Below are 18,732 nucleotides of genomic sequence, written 5' to 3'. Positions count from 1 at the left end.
CCGGGATTCCGGAGCACCGGAGCGTCCGTCACTGGTCGGGGGCGGTCTCGCTCACCGGCCGCACGGGGCAACCCCGCAGGGTGTACGCGAGCAGTCCGGTCACCGCCAGGATGGCGGCGCAGGCGGTGGCGGCGGTGGTCCCGGCAGGTTGGATCAGCCAGCCGGCGACCTGCATCTTCAGATCCTGGCTGGGCACCATCATCGGCAGGACCGCGATGAGGGTCCAGGTCAGTGGGGCGATCCAGGCCAGGGCGGCGCCCAGCACTGTGGCGCCGAGCGCGGTGAGCCCGAGCAGCCCCACGGTGTTGCGCAGCATGAGGGCGAACGGCTCGTAGCGCGTGTCGGTGATCATGCTGAGGGACAGCAACGCGGTGATCGCGGCGGCGGCGAGCAGCAGGTGCCCGGCGCGGCGTACCGGCCAGTTGACCGCCATGGTGTGGTCGAGGGCGTCGTCGGCGCCGTTGAGGGTGGTGCCGACCGCGACCGCCGCCAGCATGATGGCGAGGCTGGCCGTCCGGGCGCTGATGGTCGCCGAGTCGGTGTAGGCCAGGGACAGCGCCCACGCCAGCGCGATCAGGGCGGTCACGGTGGCCAGGGCGAGGGGGACCCGACGGGAGCGCAGGTGCAGCTGGAGCCACCTCACTGCTGGTCCGCCGGCAGGATCGCCACCAGCTCGTCGTCCCGGCAGGCCAGCACGCCCTCGCGTGCCGCTGCCATCCGACGTCGTTGCTCCACCTCCGGCAGGCTCACCAGCGCCTGGTACGCGCTCTCCAGCCCCGCCGTCTCCTCGGGTGCCCATCCGCGTTGCGGAGCCGGTGGTCGACCGGTCAGCCAGGCGGCGGCGACCATCCGGGCCCGGTACACGTCGCCCCGAACCGCCTGGTCGCCGCACTCCTGCTGCCAGGTCGCCCCCAGCAGGGACGGCAGGAAGTAGTCGCCGGACAGGTCGGCCCGCCCGCCCCGGTCGATCGTGGGGGTGTTGAAGACGATCGTGTCGGCGGAGTGCCGGGGCGGTGCCTGGTCCCGGTCCAGCCGCGCCCAGTAGCTGACCTGTTGGGTCTCCACCGCCCGGACCGGTGCGTTGGGGAGCTTCGCCGCGATCGTGGCGAGCGCCTGGCGGGCGGGGCCGACGACGGCGGGCAGCAGCCCGGCGTGCGCCCGCGTCACGCAGACCTGCGGGCCGTCGTTGTCGCAGACCAGTTCGATGGCGACCGGGTCGACGACCGCCGCACCGCGGGCTCCGCCGACGGGCAGCAGCGGTAGCGCGACCGCGACGCCGAGCACCGCCGGGAGCACGGCGAACGCGATGGCGCGGCGACGGACCGCGCCGAGCAGCAGCAGGCCGGTCGCGGCGAGGGATACCAGCCACAGCGCCTGGAGCAGGCTGACCCGCGTCGCGATCGTCTGGAAGTCGTCCAGGCCGGTGATCGTCGGTAGGAGCAGCACGCCTGCCGGTTCCGGCCGGAACTGCGCGATCTCCGCGCCCGTGTCGGGTGCCATCGCCAACTCCGGCAGCAACCCCACCAGGACGAAGCCGACCACGGCGAGGATCGGCGCGGTGATCACCCTGGGCACGGCCCGGCCGGCGGCCATCCCCAGCCAACCCGCAGCGATCAGCGCCGGAACACCGACCGCGAAGACGACGATCGTCGCGGTCGGGAAGTATCCCGACGTCGGCACCACCCATCCGGCCGCGATCACAAAGACCAGGATGTACGCGGCCACCACCGTGACCGCGAGAGCGCTGGCGGTCGGAACGATCCGCTGCCACCGCGGCCGGACGGTGCTGGCGAACAACTCGTTGACCCGGTGGCGCGCGTCGCGCCGGCCCATCCACGCCCCACCAGCCAGCGCGAGTGGCAGCAGCACCATCAGCATCGACCGGGCGAGCACCGCCAGCTGCATCCACCGCCCCGCGAAGAACTCGGTGGACGACAGCAGCAACGCCGCGCCGGTCACCAGCAACAACAGGCCGATGCCCAGCGCCGCCGAGCGGCGCAGCTCGATGCGGAAAATGCGTCCCGTCATGCCGACACCCGCCCACGGTAGGCGCGCAGCAGCGACGAGTAGCCACGTTCGGTGGCGCTGTCGCCGGCGTCGCCGGCCCCACCCTGCTCGGTGAGCTGCCCGGTGGTGCCCTGCCACACCAACCGGCCCTCACTGATGAGCACCACGTCGGAGCAGGCCACCGCGACGTCCTCGACCAGGTGGGTGGAGACGAGTACGCAGCTGTCCAGGCCGATCTCCCGCAGCAGCTCGCGGAAGTCGAGGCGCTGCTCCGGGTCGAGGCCGACGGTCGGCTCGTCGAGGAGCAGCACCGCCGGGTCGTTGACGATCGCCTGGGCGATGCCGGCGCGGCGCAGCATTCCGCCGGACAGCGTCTTCATCCGCGAGTCGGCACGGTCGGTCAGGCCCACCCGTTCGACGGCCCGCTGCACGGCGCCCGGGATGATGGCCTTCGGCATCTCCTTGAGCCAGGCGACGTACTCGACGAACTCCCGGACCGTGAAGCGCGGGTAGAAGCCGAAGTGCTGCGGCAGGTAGCCCAGGCCGCGGCGTACCTGGCGGAGGTCGGCGTTGCCGGTGACCTCGCCGCCGAGCAGGGTCAACCGCCCACCTGCCGGTTTCAACACCGTGGCCAGGGCTCGCATCAAGGTCGTCTTGCCGGCGCCGTTCGGGCCGAGCAGCCCGTGCACACCGGTGCCCAACCTCAGGTCGAGCTCGTTGACCGCGAGGTGTCGGCCGGCCCGGACCTGCAACTTCTCGGCGTGCACCGCCCACGCACAGGTGGACGGCGCGGTCTCCGCCACGCTGACCGTACGCATCATGATCTCTCCATTCGGCAGTGGCTCGATGTCGTCATCGGTGCAGAAGGTTCTGGTGCGGGTCCTGCGGCCGTCGGCGGGCCTGGACGAGCACGACGGCCGTCAACGCCACGGTGGTGAGCGCCCACCCGGGCAGGCTGCCGCCGGTGAGGATCGCCGGGAGGTGCCCGTCGGCGAGGCTCGGCACGACCACACCGGCGGACCAGGCGACGGCCAGCACGAGTGCCGCGCGGTCGACCCCCACCACAGTGCCCAGCGCCAACGCGCCGGCGGTGAACCCCAGGACGGGCAGCAACCAGAGCCCTGGGGAGTGCCCGGTGAACCAGCCAGTCACCGCCAGCACCGGTATGACCGCCGACAGCACCCCCAACGTGCGGCGCATCAGCAGCGGCAGACCGGTGCGGGGCATGGTGGCCGTCAGTTCCCAGGCCGGGTCGAGGCGCCGGCTCCAGACCGCGGCCACCGGCAGCAGAGGCGCCACCGGCGCTATCAGCAGCACCAGCGATGGCAGGTTGTCGAAGGTCCACTCGAACAGGGCCGCGGCCAGCATCAGCCCGGTGGCGGTGACCAGCCAGGGTAGGACCCGTGCGGCGACCCCGGTGCGCAGCAGCCGGTGACGGCGTACCGGACCCGGGCCGGTGGCGATTCCGCTGGCGATGCCGTCCGCCACCCGGTCCAGCAGGTCCCGCGTTCCGGGGTCGGCGGCGTCGGTCAGCACCGCGCGGCAGGCGGCACAGCCCTCCAGGTGCGCCTCGACCGCCCAGATGGTCGTGTCGTCGACGTCGCCGCCACCGGAGGCGTACTGGGAGATGAGGGTGGGTGTCGGGTGAGTGGTCATGACAGCGCCTCCCGGAGGGCGATTCGGGCCCGGCGGGCCCGGGTCTTCACGGTTCCCTCCGGCATGCCGAGCAGCAGGGCGGTCTCCCGCGCGGTCAACCCGTCGAGGACCATCGAGCGCAGCACCTGACGGAGTTCCGCCGGCAGAGCGTGCAGGGCACGCTCCAGGTTGGCGTCCAGCCCGCCGGCCAGCGCCTCGTCCTCGGCCGCGGGGGCCACGGTCTCGAAGGTCTGCACCGCCGGGATGCGTTCCCGTCGGGCCCGGTGGCGGAACGCGTCGATCAGCCGGTGCGCGGCGATCGTCCACAGCCAACCGAGCGCGCTGCCGGAGGCGGACGACTGCGCCTGGCTGCCGGCCGACCTCCAGACCGCCAGGTACGTCTCCTGCAGCACCTCGGCCACCACGTCCTCGTCGGCGCAGCGCCGACGCAGTCGCGCGGTCAACCACGGGGCGGTACGCCGGTACAGCGCGTCGAACGCGCGCCGGTCGCCCCGAGCGACGCGGCGCAGGAGCTCACCCTCGTCGAGCCCGTCCAGACTTCGTCTCACAACAGGCAAGACGACGCGTACCCCGGCCCCGGTTTCGATTCTCCTGTGACCCCGGTCACAGCTTGCGCGGCCGGACGGGGCCGCGTGACTCCCCACACACCGGGAACGTCGTCCGCCGCCGAGGTGTTGCCGACCGAGGGAATGACCCTTGGATCATCGCCCACCCGGCCACCCCCGCCACGACCCTGCCTCGTCACGTCCACGCCGCCCACCGCCGGGCACCCACACCGTGCCGCCGCGTCCGCGCGGTCCCGGTGCCGCCCAGCGCCGCCGCTCGTGACGACGCACCAGCTTCCGCAGAGAGATCGAGATGATGAAGCAGTTGGTGGACAAGACCGGACGCGATTCCGCCGTCGCGCAAGAGGTGCTGCCCGGCGACCTCATGACCAACCGGCAGCGTGCGCAGCTCGTCCTCGTGCTGGGCGCGTTGATCGCGATCGGGCCGTTGACCATCGACATGTACCTACCCGCGCTGCCCGCCATCACGGCGGGCCTGCAGACCACCGAGACCGCTGTGCAGTTGACGCTGACCGGCACGCTTGTCGGCCTCGCGTTGGGCCAGTTGCTGATCGGGCCGCTCTCCGACGTGGTCGGGCGGCGGGTGCCGCTGCTGGCCGGCCTGGCCGCGCACATCGTGGCATCCGTGCTGTGCGTCTTCGCACCCAACATCGCGGTGCTCGGCGGGCTGCGCGTACTCCAGGGGCTCGGCGTCGCCGCTGCCACAGTGGTCGCGACGGCCGTGGTCCGCGACCTGTTCAGCGGTGCCTCCTTCGCCCGGATCTTCTCCCGGCTGATGCTCGTCATGGGCCTCGCGCCCATCCTCGCGCCGACGCTGGGCAGCGGCCTGCTGGGCTGGACCGACTGGCGGGGCGTCTTCGCGGCGCTGGCGGTGCTGGGCGCGCTGCTGATCGTCGTGGCCGCGTTCCGGCTCCCAGAGACCCTTCCGGTGGCGCGTCGGCGGCACGGCGGCGTGAGCGCCACCCTGCGCGACTATCGGGGGTTGCTCAACGACCGGGCGTTCGTCGGTCTGGTGCTGGTCGCCGGGCTGGCGATGGCGGCCCTGTTCGCGTACGTCTCCGGTTCGTCGTTCGTGCTCCAGCAGGAGTACGGCCTCGACGAGCAGCAGTTCGGCATCGCCTTCGGTGCCGGCGCGGTGGGCCTGATCGGGGCCACCCAGTTCAACGTGCGGTTGCTGCGCCGCTACACCTCGCAGCAGATCCTGGTCAGCGCCCTGATCGGCGGAACGGCGGCTGGCCTGCTGCTGGTCATGTTCGCGGCGACCGGCGTCGGTGGCCTGGGCACCCTGCTCGCGTCACTGTGGCTGGTCCTGGCCGCCGCCGGCCTCGCCCTGCCGAACGCGCCCGCACTGGCCATGAGCCGGCACAGCGAGGCCGCTGGCACCGCCGCGGCGATGCTCGGCGCGGTGCAGTTCGGCATCGGTGCGGTGTCGGCGCCACTGGCCGGTCTGTTTGGCACCGGGAGCGTACCGATGGCGATCGTCATCGCGGGCGGCATGGCCGCCGCGCTGATCGTCATGCTCTTCGTCGTTCCCCGCGCCAGCCTCGGCACTGTCGACAGGGACCTGGCGGTCGCGCTGCACTAGCCCAGAAGGAACGAAAGGGGCGGGCCGGTTGACCGGCCCGCCCCGACGATCAGCGGATCTCGGTGGTGTCCTCGGGGCGCGGCTGACCGCGCGGTGGGGCGGACCAGGGTGATTCGCCGCCCACTCGGCGGGGCAGCGGTTCGGTAGGTGTCGAGTCGGCCGGGTAACCCAGAGTGAGGGGCGCGGTGTCCCGCTCGGCGGGCGTGGGGGTCGGCCAGTCGGTCAACGTGAAGTCGTCGTTGCGGGGGCCGCCGTCCGACGCGGGGGTGGGTGCCGTGGCCGCATCGGTCGCCGGGCTCGGCCACTGCCGCCAACGCTGTTGGCTGAAGGTCGCCATCAGCAGCAGCAGGCCGATCAGGAAGAGCGTGCCGTTCTCCACGGGCAGTCGCAGCGGCAACGGGTCGCCGAACACCTTCCACTCGTGCGGGATCGTGTCCCGTACCGAGAAGGGCGCCACGAACATCCCGATGTACGGGGTGACCAGCAGCGCCCCGGCCACCAACGGGCCCAGCGGCGAGAAGCGCAGCGTGCCGAGCAGGCCCAGCAGGACACCGCCGACGGCGAGATAGACGGCCGGCTCGATCAGGTTCGCGGTGTTGAACGTGCCGGTCTCCACCCAGCGGTCGACCGTCCGGCTCGACCCGTCCTGCCCCAGTGTGACCAGCACCCAGGTGATGGGCGCCACCACCAGCCCGGCGAGGAAGCTCCAGAGATGTCGCATCCGCGCACCGTACCGTTTTCGACATGACTGAGCACCTCTCCGCCGCTCCGACCGGCAAGCCGACGTCGTACTCGCGCGTCACTCTCAGCAAGATCATGACCGCGGTGGACGTGAACCTCTACGGCACCGTGCACGGCGGGGTTCTGATGAAGTTCGTCGATGACGTGGCCGGGGCCGCTGCCGCCCGACACAGCGGCGGGACCGCGGTGACGGCGGCGATCGACGAGATCGTCTTCTCGGAGGCGGTCCGGGTCGGTGATCTCGTGCACGCGCACGCCCAGGTCAACTGGACCGGCCAGACCTCGATGGAGGTGGGCGTGCGGGTGGTCGCCGAGCGGTGGGACTCGGCCGAGGACGCGCCGGTCCGGGTGGCCACCGCGTACCTGGTGTTCGTCGGCGTGGACGTGGGTGGGGCGCCGCGGGCGGTCCGCCCGGTGCTCCCGGAGACGGCGGAGGACGAGCGCCGGTACAAGGAGGCGGAGATCCGCCGTGCACACCGTCTCGCCCGCCGCCGCGCCATCCAGGCCCACCGCGCCGGCTGACCCACATGAGATGCCGGGTTGGAGTGTGGGACGGGCACGCGTCGGTCGGCCCACCCGGTGCGCAGAATGGCGCTTCGAGGTAGGGCAAGATGGCGCCACGGCCCAGTCACAGTGTCGTGTCGGGCCAGGGGGAGGGTGGAGCAGTGGGTGACATGCTGTGGGCGCCGCCGGCGGACGTACGCGAGCGGTCCCGGATCGGCGCCTACCTGCGCTGGCTGCGGGAGCACCGCGGGTTGGACTTCGCCGACTACGACGCGCTGTGGCGCTGGTCCACCACCGACCTGGACGGGTTCTGGCGCTCGATCTGGGACCACTTCGAGGTGATCGCGCACACCCCGCCGACCGCCACCCTGGCCCAGCGGGAAATGCCGGGCGCCCGGTGGTTCCCCGACGCCACGCTGAACTACGCGGAGAACGTGCTGCGGATGCCGGGGCGGGCCGACGACGACCCGGTGGTGATCTCCCACGGGCAGACCCGCCCGCCGGTCACGCTGACCGCCGGTGAGCTGCGCGAACAGGTCCGCCGGGCGTCGGCCGGGCTGCGCCGGCTCGGCGTCACCGCCGGTGACCGGGTGGCGGCGTACGCCCCGAACATCGCTGAGACGTACGTCCTGCTGCTGGCCACCGCCAGCCTGGGCGCGATCTTCTCGTCCTGCGCGCCCGAGTTCGGCACCCGCAGTGTCACCGACCGCTGGCAGCAGATCGAACCGACAGTTCTGGTCGCCGTGGACGGCTACCGGTACGGCGACAAGCCGGTGGACCGGCGTGCCGAGGTCGCCGCGATCCGGGCCGCCCTGCCGTCGGTACGTCACACCGTCAGCATCGGCTACCTCGACCCGACGGGCACCGCGCCCGAGGGCGCGCTGGGCTGGGCCGAGCTGGCTGCGCCCACCGACGAGCCGTTGACGTTCACGCCGGTGCCGTTCGACCACCCGCTCTACGTGCTCTACTCCTCGGGCACCACCGGGCTGCCGAAGCCGATCGCGCACGGCCACGGCGGCATCCTGCTGGAGCACCTGAAGATGCTCGCCCTGCACCACGACCTGGGCCCGACCGACAGGTTCTTCTGGTTCACCACCACCGGTTGGATGATGTGGAACTTCCTGGTCTCCGGCCCGGCGGTGGGTGCGGCCATCGTCCTCTTCGACGGCAACCCAGGGGTCCGGGCGGAGCCCGGCCAGCCGGCCGAGCCGGATCTCGGCGGGCTGTGGCGGCTGGCGGCGGAGACCGGCACCACGTACTTCGGCACCTCCGCGCCGTACCTGCTGGCCTGCCGCAAGGCCGGGTTGGTCCCCCGGGACGTCGCCGACCTGTCGGCGTTGCGCGGCGTGGGTTCCACAGGTGCGCCGCTGCCCGCCGAGGGCTTCCGCTGGGTGTACGAGACCGTCGGCGAGCACCTCCAACTCCAGTCGCTCTCCGGCGGCACCGACGTGTGCACCGGCTTCGTCGGCGGGGTGCCGCTGCTGCCGGTGTACGCCGGTGAGATCGCCTGCCGGGCGCTGGGCGCGAAGGTGGAGGCCCGTTCCGCCGACGGCACGCCGGTCATCGGCGAGCTGGGCGAGCTGGTGATCACCGAACCGATGCCGAGCATGCCTGTGGGCTTCTGGAACGACAGGGACGGCACCCGCTACTTCGAGGCGTACTTCGACGTCTACCCGGGCGTCTGGCGGCACGGTGACTGGATCACCATCAACGAGCGGGGTGGCTGCGTGATCACCGGACGCTCCGACGCCACCCTCAACCGTGGTGGGGTACGGCTCGGCACCGCCGAGTTCTACTCGGTCGTCGAAGGGCTCGACGAGGTGGTCGACTCGGTCGTCGTGCACCTGGAGGACGACGAGGGCGGTGCCGGTGAGCTGCTGCTCTTCGTGGTGCTGGCCGAGGGTCTGGAGTTGGACGACCCGATGCGCACGAAGATCTGCCGTGAACTGCGCTCGGCGCTCTCACCCCGGCACGTGCCCGACGAGATCCATCAGGTGCGTTCGGTGCCCCGTACCCTCTCGGCGAAGAAGCTGGAGGTGCCGGTCAAGAAGATCCTCACCGGCACTCCGGTCGACCAGGCCGCGGCCAAGGGGGCCCTGGCCAACCCCGAGTCCCTGACGGCCTTCGCCGCCCTGGCGAAATCCCGGACCCCAGCCTGACCCTCAACCCTCCCGCGATCTTGCACTTTCTGTCCCGACCTAAGGGGCATTCCACGCATCCCGACAACCGAAACTGCAAGATCGGCGGGGTGGGGTGGTTAGGGGAGGGGGTGGGTGACTTTTTCTGCGGTCAGGCGGGCTGGCAGGCGAGTCGGGTCCTGGTTGGCGCAGAGGACCACGGTGGCTGCTCGGGTGAGCGGGGCCAGGAGCCAGTCGACCGGGTCGGGGTAGCGGGTGGCGTCGATGAGGATCCGTGCGCCGGGCTCGATGCCCAACTCGGTGGCGCGGGCGTCGGCGCGGCCCAGCAGGTGCGCGTCGGTGGGGCCCGGACCAGATTGTGCCGTGAAGTGGTCACCGTGTCCGCGTACCTCGACGACGTAGTCCGCGAACCCGGGCGGCACCTGCCGTAGTGGGGCGGCGAGCGGGGCCAGCCCGAGGGCGTACCGCTCGTCGGCGGACCAGGACTGCGCCTCGTCGAACGTGTCGGCGGCGGCGAAGATCACCCCCACGTCGCCCGGGGTGTCCACGACGCTCAGCTTGGCGGACCAGCAGCCCAGCAGCACCGCCGCGGTCTGCCAGTGTGGCGGCAGCAGCACGCCGGCCGGGGTGCCCGGCGCGAGGCCGACCTCGTCGACGAGAAGGTTGGCGGTCTTCGCCACCCAGTTCGCCAGGGTGGCGCCGGAAAGTTCGGTGCGGTCGCCGGTGGCGTCGTCGTACCAGGTGAGCAGCGGTCGGGTCGGGTCGGTCGCGATCGCGTCGGCGAACACCCGGGCAATGTTGTCGGCCATCGGCGCGAACGATACGCCCCTGCGGGCCGTACTCGATGACGGTGACAAGTCGGCGTACCGTCGGGTCGCAGTCAGCGTCGGCCCCGCGCTCCGGCGTAGGCTTGCCCCGGAGTGTTGTTCCCCACAGACCCGCCATTACAAGGAGTCGCCCCGTGACCGCCGGTCGCCCGCCCCGCGTGCTCATCGACGCCACGAGTGTCCCCACCGACCGTGGTGGTGTCGGTCGATACGTCGACGGTCTACTCGGTGCCCTCGGCAAGGTGTGCGGGTCGGGGGTGGAGCTGGCGGTGGTCAGTCTCCGCACCGATCTGGAGCGCTACACCCGCATGCTGCCCGGCGCGGAAATCATCCCCGCCCCCGCCGCCGTGGCGCACCGCCCGGCCCGGCTCGCCTGGGAGCAGACCGGCCTGCCGCTGCTCGCCCAACAGGTGGGCGCAGAGGTGCTGCACTCGCCCTTCTACACCTGCCCGCTGCGGGCCGGGTGTCCTGTCACGGTCACCGTGCACGACGCGACGTTCTTCACCGAGCCGGAGCATTACGACAAGTCCCGCCGCACGTTCTTCCGCAGCGCCATCAAGACCTCGATGCGCCGCGCCAACCGGGTGATCGTGCCCAGCAAGGCCACCCGCGACGAGCTGATCCGGCTGCTCGACGCCGACCCGACCCGTATCGACGTCGCCTACCACGGCGTCGACCAGGCTGCCTTCCACGCTCCCACCGAGGAGGAGAAAGCCCGCGTACGCGCCCGTCTGGGGCTGGGCAACAGCAGCTACGTCGCCTTCCTCGGCGCCAAGGAGCCCCGGAAGAACGTGCCCAACCTGATCCGTGGCTGGGCGCGGGCGGTGGCCGATCGGGTCGACCCGCCGGCCCTGGTGATCGCCGGTGGGCAGGGGCACGACGAAGACATCGACCGGGCGGTGGCCGAGGTTCCGTCGCATCTGCGTCTGCTGCGTCCCGGCTACCTGCGCTACGCCGACCTGCCGGGTTTCCTCGGTGGCGCCCTGGTCGCCGCGTACCCGTCCTACGGCGAGGGCTTCGGGCTGCCGATCCTTGAGGCGATGGCGTGCGCCGCCCCGGTGCTGACCACGCCCCGGCTCTCACTGCCCGAGGTGGGCGGCGACGCCGTCGCGTACACCTCGGAGGACCCGGAGCAGATCGCCACCGACCTGGCCGCCCTGCTCGACGACGAGCAGCGGCGGTTGTCGCTGGCGAAGGCGGGCTTCGACCGGGCCAAGGAGTTCACCTGGGAGTCCAGCGCCGAGGTGCACATCGCCGCGTGGAGCCGCGCCCGCTCCTGACCCTTCGCGCCACTGCCGGTGACCCGTGCCACTTTGGGCGGGAACGTCGGGCATGATGTGCGGATGCTCTATGCGGTCATTCCGGCAGGTGGCAGTGGCACGAGGTTGTGGCCGTTGTCCCGTGCTGGCCATCCCAAGTTCCTCCACCCGCTGACCGGCACCAGCGCCTCGCTGCTCCAGGCGACAGTGGAACGGCTCGCGCCGCTGACCACACCGGACCGGACCCTCGTGGTCACCGGTGCCGCGCACGTGGCGGCGGTGGCACGGCAGCTGACCGTGCTGCCGGAGGACAACATCCTGGTCGAGCCCTCCCCCCGGGATTCCTGCGCGGCGATCGCGTTGGCCGCCGCGGTGATCGCGACGCGCGACCCGAACGCGGTGATGGGCAGCTTCGCGGCCGACCACCTGATCCGCGACCCGGACAGCTGGGTCGGCACGGTCCAGCAGGCGGTCCGCGGGGCCGAGCAGGGCATGCTGATGACCGTCGGCATCACCCCGACCCGCGCGGAGACCGGCTACGGCTACCTGGAGACCGGCGACCCGACCGAGGGCGTGCCGTGGCGGCCGGTGGCCGAGTTCAAGGAGAAGCCGGCCGCCGAGGTCGCCGAGGCGTACGTCCGTTCGGGCCGGCACCTGTGGAACGCGAGCATGTTCGTGTGGCGGGTGGACGTCTTCCTCGCCGAACTGGCCCGCCAGCAGCCGGGGCTGCACGCCGGCGTCACCGCGATCGCCGCCGCCTGGGGGACCCCGGAGCAGGACGAGGTCCTGGGCGCGATCTGGCCGACCCTGCCGAAGATCTCCGTCGACTACGCGGTGATGGAGGGCGCGGCCACGGCGGGTCGCGTCGCGACGGTGCCTGGCGACTTCGGCTGGAACGACGTCGGTGACTTCCACACCCTGGGCGACGTGCTGCCGGCCGACGAGGCGGGCAACGTGGTGCTCGGCACGGAGGCCAAGCCGGGCGTGCTGCTACGGGACAGCAGCAACCTCGTGGTCGTGCCGCAGTCGGGTCGGTTGGTGGCCGTCCTCGGTCTGCGCGACCTGATCGTGGTGGACACCCCGGACGCGGTGCTGGTCTGCCCGCGCGACCGGGCGCAGGACGTCAAGGCCCTGGTCGACGAGCTCAAGGAGCGAGGCGAAGAGGGCTACGTCTGAGGGCGGCGAGGGCCGGTGCGATCAGTTGGACGGTCCCGCCGGCCAGCGGCTCGGGCAGCTGGTCCGGTGGGAACCAGCCCAGCTCCTCGGCCTCGTCGCTGACCTGCTCCACCGCCGAGGGTGGGGCGAGCACGGCGAACCGGACGTCGTAGTGCGCCGAGCCGCCCTGACACTGCACCTGGTGCACGTCCACGTCGATCGGCACCGGGTCGATGCGCAGGCCGGCGATCCCGGACTCCTCGGTGGCCTCGCGGAGCGCGGCGCCGACCAGGGTCTGGTCGATCGGCTCGCAGTGACCACCGAGCTGCACCCACCGCCCGAACTTGACGTGCAGGCAGAGCAGCACCCGGGAGCCGGTGGAGTCCAGCACCAACGCGCTCGCGGTGATGTGCCCCGGCCGGTGCTGCCGGCTCATCGCTATCGGGCCGGCGGCGAGCAGGGCGAGGGTCCGGTCCCGCGCGCTGGCCGCGTCCGGTCTGGTGGGCTGCCAGCCCTCCAGCAGGGCGGTGGCGTCGGCGTGCAGCGCCGCATACCCCTCGGGGTCGATCGTGTGGGCGGTCGGGCCGGTGATCACGGTGTCGGGCACCCCGCCACTGTACGAGCGTGTGCTCCGTACGCTGGCTCGGTGACCCTACGACTCGTCGAATTCGTGGTGGCCGGTAACGAGGCCAGCGATCTGTTGCCGGTGCGGTCGGCGGCGCTGCTGCGCGCGTACGGTGCCCGGCGGGGCTTCTGGACGGTGCTGGACGAGGGGCCGGTGGAGCGTTGCCTCGCGCTGCTGCTGGAGCGGGATGACGGCGAGTGGACGGCCCGGCACGTGCGGGCGGACGCCGGTGTGGAGAACGGGCGGACCGAGGACGGTGAGGCGCTCGCCCACCACGACGGCTGGGTGTACGTCTTCGGCTCCCACTTCGGCTCGAAGGCTGGCCCGCTGCGACCTCGGCGCGCCTTCGTGGCCCGGTTCCGCGAGGACGACGCGGCGGCGGGGCCGGTGCCGGTGCACGTGGTGCGGAACTCGTTCCGACTGCACCGGGCGGTGAACGACGCTCTCGCCGCGTCGCCGTTGACAGTCCTGCCGGCGGGGGAGCGGGTGCGGGAACGGTTCATCGTGGAGACGCTGGCGCGGGGGACCGTCCGGGAGAAGAGCTGGGTGAGCCGGTTGGCCCCGGACGACCTGCCGTTGAACGTGGAGGCGGCGGCCTTCACCCCGGCCGGGACGGTGCTGCTCGGGCTGCGTTTCCCGGTCACCGACGCCGGTGAGCCGATCCTGGTCGAGGTGGCCGGTGTGCCGGGCATGTTCGCGGCCGAGCCGGCGTGGCCGCGGGCGTTGGGCGCGTACGTGTTGACCGCTGTCACCCCGCCGGGGCAGCTGACCGGCTTCCGCGCGATAACCCCGACCGTGGACGGCGGGTACGCGGCCGTGATCGGCTCGATCGACGCGTTGGGCAAGGGGTCGGTCCTGCTCGACGACCATCCGGGTGGGGGCGAGGTCACCTCCCGGCATGTCCGCTTCCGGCTACCCGGTGTCGAGTCGGGCGACGAACGCCGGCTCGTCGGGGAGACAGTGGCGGACCTGGCGCCGTTTCACCACGTCGAAGGGCTGGCCGAGGTGGACGGGCGACCGTTCTACGTCACGGACGAGGACCATCGGGTTGCGCTCTGGGTCGGCTGAACCGGCGCGGGGTGGGATGACCGGACGGCACCTCTGCGGAGCAAGGGCCGCAGACCCTCGTGGTGCCGTCCGATCACCGGGGCCTCCCCGGTCCCGGTGCCCCGGCAGCACGGGCGTCGAGGACGCGCGGCGCCGTGTTCGGGCATGGGAAGCATGCCGAACCGGCCCCGGGGGCGTCGAGGTTTTTCAGTCCAGGCTTAAAGATGGAGATTAGTGCCGGCCAGGTAGAGTCGAACGGTCAACCGGCATCCCCCTGCTGGCGACACGGGAGTGCTCCATGCTGAAGATCCACTTTTCTGGGGAGGACATCCTCCGAACCCGGGTGGCGCCGGCGGCGGACCCGGTCTGGGAGCTGGTCCTCAGCCTGCACGTGCTGCGCGGCCGCACCCGCGATCCGCTGACCGCCAACTGGCGGCGCAGCGTGGCCCGGGACCTGCGCCAGGACTCAGCCTCCGAGCAGCTCCGTCTGCTCTTCGCGTTGAACCCGCCGCGTGGCTACTTCCCCGACTTCCTCACCCCGTACGCCAGCGTCGAAGGCTTCGAGGCCGGGCTGGACGCGCTCCGCCGCACCCCCGCCGAGCTGCTGCACCGGGACCTGAGCGTGCTGGCCTCGGAGAATCAGCTGCCCTCCTCGGCGTCCGCGTTGGCCCGGGGCGAGGTGTCGGCGCTGCACCACCTGGCCGAGTCGATGGAGCAGTACCGGTCGCTGGCGATCAGCCCGTACTGGAGCCGGATCCAGGCCGCGGTGGCGGCGGACCGCGCGCGGCGGGCGCGGGCACTGCTCGACGGTGGTGTCGAGGGCCTGCTCACCAGTCTCCGGCCGGCGATGCGCTGGGAGAGCGGGGTCCTGGAGGTCCGCAGCTACCCGCACAGCCGGGAGCTGCACCTGGACGGCCGTGGGCTGCTGCTGGTGCCGTCGTTCTTCTGCGCGGCCACCCCTGTCGCACTGCTCGACCCGGCGCTGCCACCGGTCCTCGTCTACCCGGTGGACCGGTTGGGCGGGCTGGTGTCGGCCGACGCCAGCGGTGCGGCCGCGTCCGGTGCCGCCCGCGACTCACTCGCCGCGCTGCTGGGCCGCACCAGGGCGGCGGTGTTGCAGGCCAGCGACGACGGCTGCACCACCGGCGAGGTCGCCCGCCAGCTCAACATCTCACCGGCGGCGGCGAGCCAGCACGCCACAGTGCTGCGCAACGCTGGCCTGCTGGTCAGCCACCGCGAACGCAACAGCGTGCTGCACACGCTGACCCCGCTGGGCCGGGCCATGCTGGACGCGTGACCCGGCCGTTCCGCACCGGCTACAGCGCGAGCGCGGCGCTCGCCGGGCTGCCGGGCGGTGGCGGCAACAGTGTCGATCCGACGCCCTCGGCGGCCAGGGCGGCGCGCAGTCGGTGCAGATCGGCGCCGAAACGGACCAGACCCATCGGCTCGACGGGCGTCGGGGCCGAACCGAGCAGCAGGGCGGCGCCGTCCGGCCACCCGGGCATCTCGGCGACCAGTCCGGCGCGTACCTCGGCCTCGTCGACCAGAGTGAAGACCGTGCCGGGGGCGACCACCCCGGCTACCGCGTCGATCGCCCGGCGTACCACGGTCAGGTCGGCCGGCGTCGGACCGGGACCATCGGCCAGGGTTGCGGCGTCGGCCAGCCCGGCGGCGCGGGCCTCGGCGCTACCGAGCGAGAACAGGTCCTGTGCCGCGTCGCGGATCAGCGCCCGCGCACCACCGGCGTCGTCCGGGCTGGTGGCGGGCAGGTAACCCCGCACCACAGCGACGGGGACCTGATCGCACTTGCCCTTGATCAGCTCACCGGCACCCGCCAGCTCGTCCACCACTGCCATCTGGGTCAACTGCAACTCGTTGCCGTACGGGTCGACCTCGCCCCGGTGGTCCCGGATGGCAGGCATCCCGGCCACGCCGAGCGCCACGTCGGTGAGCCCGTTGCGCCAGGGCCGGCCCATCGTGTCGGTGATGATCACGGCCAGGTCCAGGTCGTAGCGCTCCTGCAGCGCGTCGCGCAGAGCCCGCGCCGAGGCGTCCGGGTCGACCGGCAGCAGCACCAGTTGGGTCTTGTCCACGTTCGACGCGTCGATCCCCGCCGAGGCCATCACGAAGCCGTGATGGGTCTGCACGATCCGGGTAGCCCCCCGGCTGGCGACCACCCGGGCGGTCTCACCGGCCAGGACCTCGTCCCGTGCGGCCAGCCGTTCCGGCCCGTCCGCCGGCACGTCGACAAGCCGCCCCTCCGCCTTGGAAACGATCTTGCTGGTCACCACCAGCACGTCGCCGTCGCGCAGCCACGGCGCGGCGGTCGCGATCACCGCGGCCAGATCGTCACCCTCGGTCACGTGACCGATGCCGAGCACCGGCAGAATCTCCAGCCTCACGTCAACTCCACCGCGGCGCGGACCATGGCCGCCGTCGCCGCCTCGTCGGTCATCCGCAGCGGCACCGCGCGGACCGTCACCTCGGGCACCACCGCGCCCGCGTCCTCCTCGGCCACCAGCCAACCGTCGAGCAGGCCACCGCTCGCCCGGCCGCCGTAGAGCCGACCCACCCCCGCCGCGCTGCACTCCACACCGAGCACGGCCAGGCACCGGTCGGCCATCCCCCGGACCGGCGCGCCGCCGATGATCGGGGAGACGCCCACCACCGGCGCCGGGCCGTCCGCCACGGCCGCACGCAGCCCCGGTACGGCCAGCACCGGCGCGACGCTCACCACCGGGTTGCTCGGGGCGATCAGCACCAGGTCCGCCGAGGCGATCGCGTCCAGCACCCCGGGTGCCGGCTTCGCCGTCTCCGCACCGACGAACACGAAACGGTGAGTGGGAATGTCGGCCCGGTACCGCACCCACCACTCCTGGAAGTGGATCGCCCGCTGACCCTCGTCGTCCTCCACCACGGCATGGGTCTCCAGGCGGTCGTCCGTCGCCGGCAACAGGCGTACGCCCGGCTCCCAGCGGCTGGACAACGCCTCGGTGACCGCGCTCAACGGGTAACCGCCGTTGAGCATGGTGCTGCGGACCAGGTGGGTGGCGATGTCCTTGTCGCCGAGGCCGAACCAGGTCGGCTGTGCCCCGTACGCGGCCAGCTCCTGCTTGACCGTCCAGCTCTCGCCGACCCGCCCCCAACCCCGTTCCGGGTCGGCGCCCCCACCGAGCGTGTACATGACGCTGTCCAGGTCGGGGCAGATCTTCAACCCGTGTAACCACAGGTCGTCGCCGACGTTGACCACGGCGGTCACCTCCGCGCCGACGTCACGGGCGTACGCCCGGACCCCGAGCAGGAACCGGGCGCCGCCGATGCCGCCGGCCAGAACCACGATGCGCATGTCGACCATCCTCGCGCACGTGACGCCTGCGATCCCTGGGTGGCCCTAGAGACTAGGCTCACGTGCGCCCTGTCCGTTCATGCCCCGAGGGGGAGCTCGTGACCAGCCCCGCCGAGCCCGCGTCCTCCGACGCGACGCAGGCCCGCCAGCTGACCAAGCCACTACGTGAGCTAGCCGCGCTCGCGCTGCTTGGTGCCAACGCCGTGTTCCTCTTCGTGGGCCTGCTCCGGTTCATCGCCCCGAACGACTACAGCTCCTTCACCGACCGCGCGGGCAGCGCCTTCTACGCGTTCATCGGGGTGGAGGCGGTGGTTCTCCCACTGCTGGCGGTGCTGCTGGCCACGCACATCTCGCCGGTCCTGGCGAAGGCGAAGCTGATCACGCAGGCAGCTCTCATCGAGTACGCGGTCAGCGCCGTGTTCGGCACGCTGACCATGCTGATCTGGACGGTGGGCCGGCTGGCCGAGGCCGAGGTGCTCGACGCGCTGCTCGGTGTGCTCACCCGGTTCGCCTGGATGGTGATCTTCGCGATCGCCGCCTGGGTGGTCTACACCATCTGGCGTGCCCACTACTACGTGCCGCGGCCCAAGCCCCAGCCGGGCGTCTACGGTCAGCCGCAGGCGGGCTGGCCGCAGCAGCCGGGCGGTTGGCCGGCCCCGGGTCAGCCCGGTGGCCAGCCGCAGGGCGGTTGGCCCGCTCCCGGCCAGCCGGGCGGCTACCCACAGGCCGGTCAATCGGGCGTCGGGCACCCGCAGGCCGGCCAGCCGGGCGGCTACCCGCAGTACGGCCAGCCGTCGCCGCAGTTCCAGCCCCCGCAGTCGGCCCCACCGTTCCCGCAGTCCGCGCCGCCGCACCCCCAGTCGGCCCCGCCGTTCCCGGCCACGCCGCAGTCCGCGCCGCCGTTCCAGGCCCCGCAGTCCGCGCCGCCGGCGACCCCCACCCCCCAGTCGGCGCCGCCGTCCCTGGCCACCCCGTCCCCGGCCGCGCCGCCGTTCGGGCAGCCGCCGTCGGCCGACCCCACCCAGGCCATCCCGCGCCAGTCCGCCGATCCGACCGAGGTCATCTCGCACCCCGCCGACCCGGACACCGACCGTACCCAGCACATCAGGCCCAACGACCACCCCGACCAGCCCCGCTAAGTTCCCCCAACCCCGTCGGCCCCCACGGACCCTCGTTGATCATGAAGTTATTGCTCGATCACACGGCGTGTCGCGACAATAACTTCATGATCAACCGGGACGGGGGCCGGGTGGGGGCCGGGTGGGGCGGCGGGTGA

The 18,732-nt window shown here is 72.4% G+C and carries 18 protein-coding genes; 8 read left to right on the top strand and 10 right to left on the bottom strand.

Annotated features, from left to right (window positions below):
- Nucleotides 1–28: 28 nt before the first annotated feature.
- From KBX71_RS11390 to KBX71_RS11370, 5 genes are read right to left on the bottom strand one after another with little or no spacing between them, the layout of a single operon-like run.
- A complete protein-coding gene (locus KBX71_RS11390; RefSeq protein WP_210817906.1) occupies nucleotides 29–643 on the bottom strand; it encodes a hypothetical protein in 615 nt (204 codons plus the stop codon).
- Nucleotides 640–2,028 (bottom strand): hypothetical protein, encoded by a 1,389-nt coding sequence (locus KBX71_RS11385; protein WP_210817905.1) that lies wholly within the window; start codon nucleotides 2,026–2,028, stop codon nucleotides 640–642. Before KBX71_RS11385 ends, KBX71_RS11390 begins: the two co-directional genes overlap by 4 nt.
- A complete protein-coding gene (locus KBX71_RS11380; protein ID WP_210817991.1) occupies nucleotides 2,025–2,825 on the bottom strand; it encodes an ABC transporter ATP-binding protein in 801 nt (266 codons plus the stop codon). Before KBX71_RS11380 ends, KBX71_RS11385 begins: the two co-directional genes overlap by 4 nt.
- A gap of 34 nt (nucleotides 2,826–2,859) precedes the next feature.
- The gene (locus tag KBX71_RS11375; protein WP_210817904.1) at nucleotides 2,860–3,663 is read right to left on the bottom strand and encodes a zf-HC2 domain-containing protein; all 804 of its coding nucleotides are present in this window, start codon (nucleotides 3,661–3,663) and stop codon (nucleotides 2,860–2,862) included.
- On the bottom strand, nucleotides 3,660–4,211 hold the full coding sequence (locus tag KBX71_RS11370) for an RNA polymerase sigma factor (protein ID WP_205780191.1): 552 nt from the start codon (nucleotides 4,209–4,211) through the stop codon (nucleotides 3,660–3,662). The genes KBX71_RS11375 and KBX71_RS11370 overlap by 4 nt, the downstream gene beginning before the upstream one ends.
- A gap of 310 nt (nucleotides 4,212–4,521) precedes the next feature.
- On the opposite strand from KBX71_RS11370, the gene KBX71_RS11365 reads away from it, so the two are divergent.
- Entirely contained in the window at nucleotides 4,522–5,814 is a 1,293-nt protein-coding gene (locus KBX71_RS11365) for a multidrug effflux MFS transporter (RefSeq protein ID WP_247683292.1), read from the top strand.
- Between the two features lie 49 nt (nucleotides 5,815–5,863).
- On the opposite strand, the gene KBX71_RS11360 is transcribed toward KBX71_RS11365, so the two are convergent.
- A complete protein-coding gene (locus KBX71_RS11360; protein WP_210817903.1) occupies nucleotides 5,864–6,535 on the bottom strand; it encodes a hypothetical protein in 672 nt (223 codons plus the stop codon).
- A 23-nt stretch (nucleotides 6,536–6,558) separates the two neighbouring features.
- On the opposite strand from KBX71_RS11360, the gene KBX71_RS11355 reads away from it, so the two are divergent.
- Both KBX71_RS11355 and KBX71_RS11350 read left to right on the top strand, forming a co-directional pair.
- The gene (locus tag KBX71_RS11355) at nucleotides 6,559–7,077 is read left to right on the top strand and encodes an acyl-CoA thioesterase (RefSeq protein ID WP_091394150.1); all 519 of its coding nucleotides are present in this window, start codon (nucleotides 6,559–6,561) and stop codon (nucleotides 7,075–7,077) included.
- A 143-nt stretch (nucleotides 7,078–7,220) separates the two neighbouring features.
- Nucleotides 7,221–9,218: an acetoacetate--CoA ligase gene (locus tag KBX71_RS11350; protein ID WP_210817902.1), complete on the top strand. Its 1,998-nt coding sequence runs from the start codon at nucleotides 7,221–7,223 to the stop codon at nucleotides 9,216–9,218.
- Between the two features lie 98 nt (nucleotides 9,219–9,316).
- Here KBX71_RS11350 and KBX71_RS11345 read toward each other — a convergent pair whose 3' ends face one another.
- Entirely contained in the window at nucleotides 9,317–10,006 is a 690-nt protein-coding gene (locus KBX71_RS11345; protein WP_210817901.1) for a TIGR03089 family protein, read from the bottom strand.
- 152 nt (nucleotides 10,007–10,158) lie between these two features.
- Between KBX71_RS11345 and KBX71_RS11340 the strand changes: the two genes are divergently transcribed.
- The gene (locus KBX71_RS11340) at nucleotides 10,159–11,304 is read left to right on the top strand and encodes a glycosyltransferase family 1 protein (protein ID WP_196928281.1); all 1,146 of its coding nucleotides are present in this window, start codon (nucleotides 10,159–10,161) and stop codon (nucleotides 11,302–11,304) included.
- Between the two features lie 63 nt (nucleotides 11,305–11,367).
- Nucleotides 11,368–12,459, top strand: a complete 1,092-nt coding sequence (locus tag KBX71_RS11335) for a mannose-1-phosphate guanylyltransferase (RefSeq protein ID WP_124822199.1) — start codon at nucleotides 11,368–11,370, stop codon at nucleotides 12,457–12,459.
- Here the strand turns inward: KBX71_RS11335 and KBX71_RS11330 are convergent.
- A complete protein-coding gene (locus KBX71_RS11330) occupies nucleotides 12,428–13,045 on the bottom strand; it encodes an NUDIX domain-containing protein (RefSeq protein ID WP_210817900.1) in 618 nt (205 codons plus the stop codon). The genes KBX71_RS11335 and KBX71_RS11330 overlap by 32 nt on opposite strands.
- A gap of 39 nt (nucleotides 13,046–13,084) precedes the next feature.
- Here KBX71_RS11330 and KBX71_RS11325 point away from each other — a divergent pair, with 39 nt between their 5' ends.
- Both KBX71_RS11325 and KBX71_RS11320 read left to right on the top strand, forming a co-directional pair.
- Entirely contained in the window at nucleotides 13,085–14,131 is a 1,047-nt protein-coding gene (locus tag KBX71_RS11325) for a hypothetical protein (protein WP_210817899.1), read from the top strand.
- A 277-nt stretch (nucleotides 14,132–14,408) separates the two neighbouring features.
- Nucleotides 14,409–15,407, top strand: coding sequence for a helix-turn-helix transcriptional regulator (locus KBX71_RS11320; RefSeq protein ID WP_210817898.1), 999 nt, complete (start codon nucleotides 14,409–14,411; stop codon nucleotides 15,405–15,407).
- A gap of 19 nt (nucleotides 15,408–15,426) precedes the next feature.
- On the opposite strand, the gene KBX71_RS11315 is transcribed toward KBX71_RS11320, so the two are convergent.
- Both KBX71_RS11315 and cofD read right to left on the bottom strand, forming a co-directional pair.
- Nucleotides 15,427–16,512, bottom strand: a complete 1,086-nt coding sequence (locus KBX71_RS11315) for a coenzyme F420-0:L-glutamate ligase (protein ID WP_210817897.1) — start codon at nucleotides 16,510–16,512, stop codon at nucleotides 15,427–15,429.
- Complete coding sequence (gene cofD, locus KBX71_RS11310; protein ID WP_210817896.1) at nucleotides 16,509–17,456, bottom strand: 2-phospho-L-lactate transferase; 948 nt, start codon at nucleotides 17,454–17,456, stop codon at nucleotides 16,509–16,511. Before cofD ends, KBX71_RS11315 begins: the two co-directional genes overlap by 4 nt.
- Before the next feature lie 98 nt (nucleotides 17,457–17,554).
- Here cofD and KBX71_RS11305 point away from each other — a divergent pair, with 98 nt between their 5' ends.
- Nucleotides 17,555–18,595 (top strand): hypothetical protein, encoded by a 1,041-nt coding sequence (locus tag KBX71_RS11305; RefSeq protein ID WP_210817895.1) that lies wholly within the window; start codon nucleotides 17,555–17,557, stop codon nucleotides 18,593–18,595.
- Nucleotides 18,596–18,732: the final 137 nt, after the last annotated feature.

It is taken from the genome of Micromonospora sp. D93 (assembly GCF_018070365.1).
Lineage (GTDB): Bacteria > Actinomycetota > Actinomycetes > Mycobacteriales > Micromonosporaceae > Micromonospora > Micromonospora ureilytica.
This window is presented reverse-complemented; position numbering and strand designations above follow the sequence as displayed.

Bases quoted from the DNA above. Each gene is read 5' to 3' on its own strand.
- KBX71_RS11385 (WP_210817905.1), bottom strand. From the start codon at position 2,028: ATGACGGGACGCATTTTCCGCATCGAGCTGCGCCGCTCGGCGGCGCTG.
- KBX71_RS11380 (WP_210817991.1), bottom strand. From the start codon at position 2,825: ATGCGTACGGTCAGCGTGGCGGAGACCGCGCCGTCCACCTGTGCGTGG.
- KBX71_RS11375 (WP_210817904.1), bottom strand. From the start codon at position 3,663: ATGACCACTCACCCGACACCCACCCTCATCTCCCAGTACGCCTCCGGT.
- KBX71_RS11365 (WP_247683292.1), top strand. From the start codon at position 4,522: ATGATGAAGCAGTTGGTGGACAAGACCGGACGCGATTCCGCCGTCGCG.
- KBX71_RS11360 (WP_210817903.1), bottom strand. From the start codon at position 6,535: ATGCGACATCTCTGGAGCTTCCTCGCCGGGCTGGTGGTGGCGCCCATC.
- KBX71_RS11355 (WP_091394150.1), top strand. From the start codon at position 6,559: ATGACTGAGCACCTCTCCGCCGCTCCGACCGGCAAGCCGACGTCGTAC.
- KBX71_RS11345 (WP_210817901.1), bottom strand. From the start codon at position 10,006: ATGGCCGACAACATTGCCCGGGTGTTCGCCGACGCGATCGCGACCGAC.
- KBX71_RS11335 (WP_124822199.1), top strand. From the start codon at position 11,368: ATGCTCTATGCGGTCATTCCGGCAGGTGGCAGTGGCACGAGGTTGTGG.
- KBX71_RS11320 (WP_210817898.1), top strand. From the start codon at position 14,409: ATGCTGAAGATCCACTTTTCTGGGGAGGACATCCTCCGAACCCGGGTG.
- cofD (WP_210817896.1), bottom strand. From the start codon at position 17,456: ATGCGCATCGTGGTTCTGGCCGGCGGCATCGGCGGCGCCCGGTTCCTG.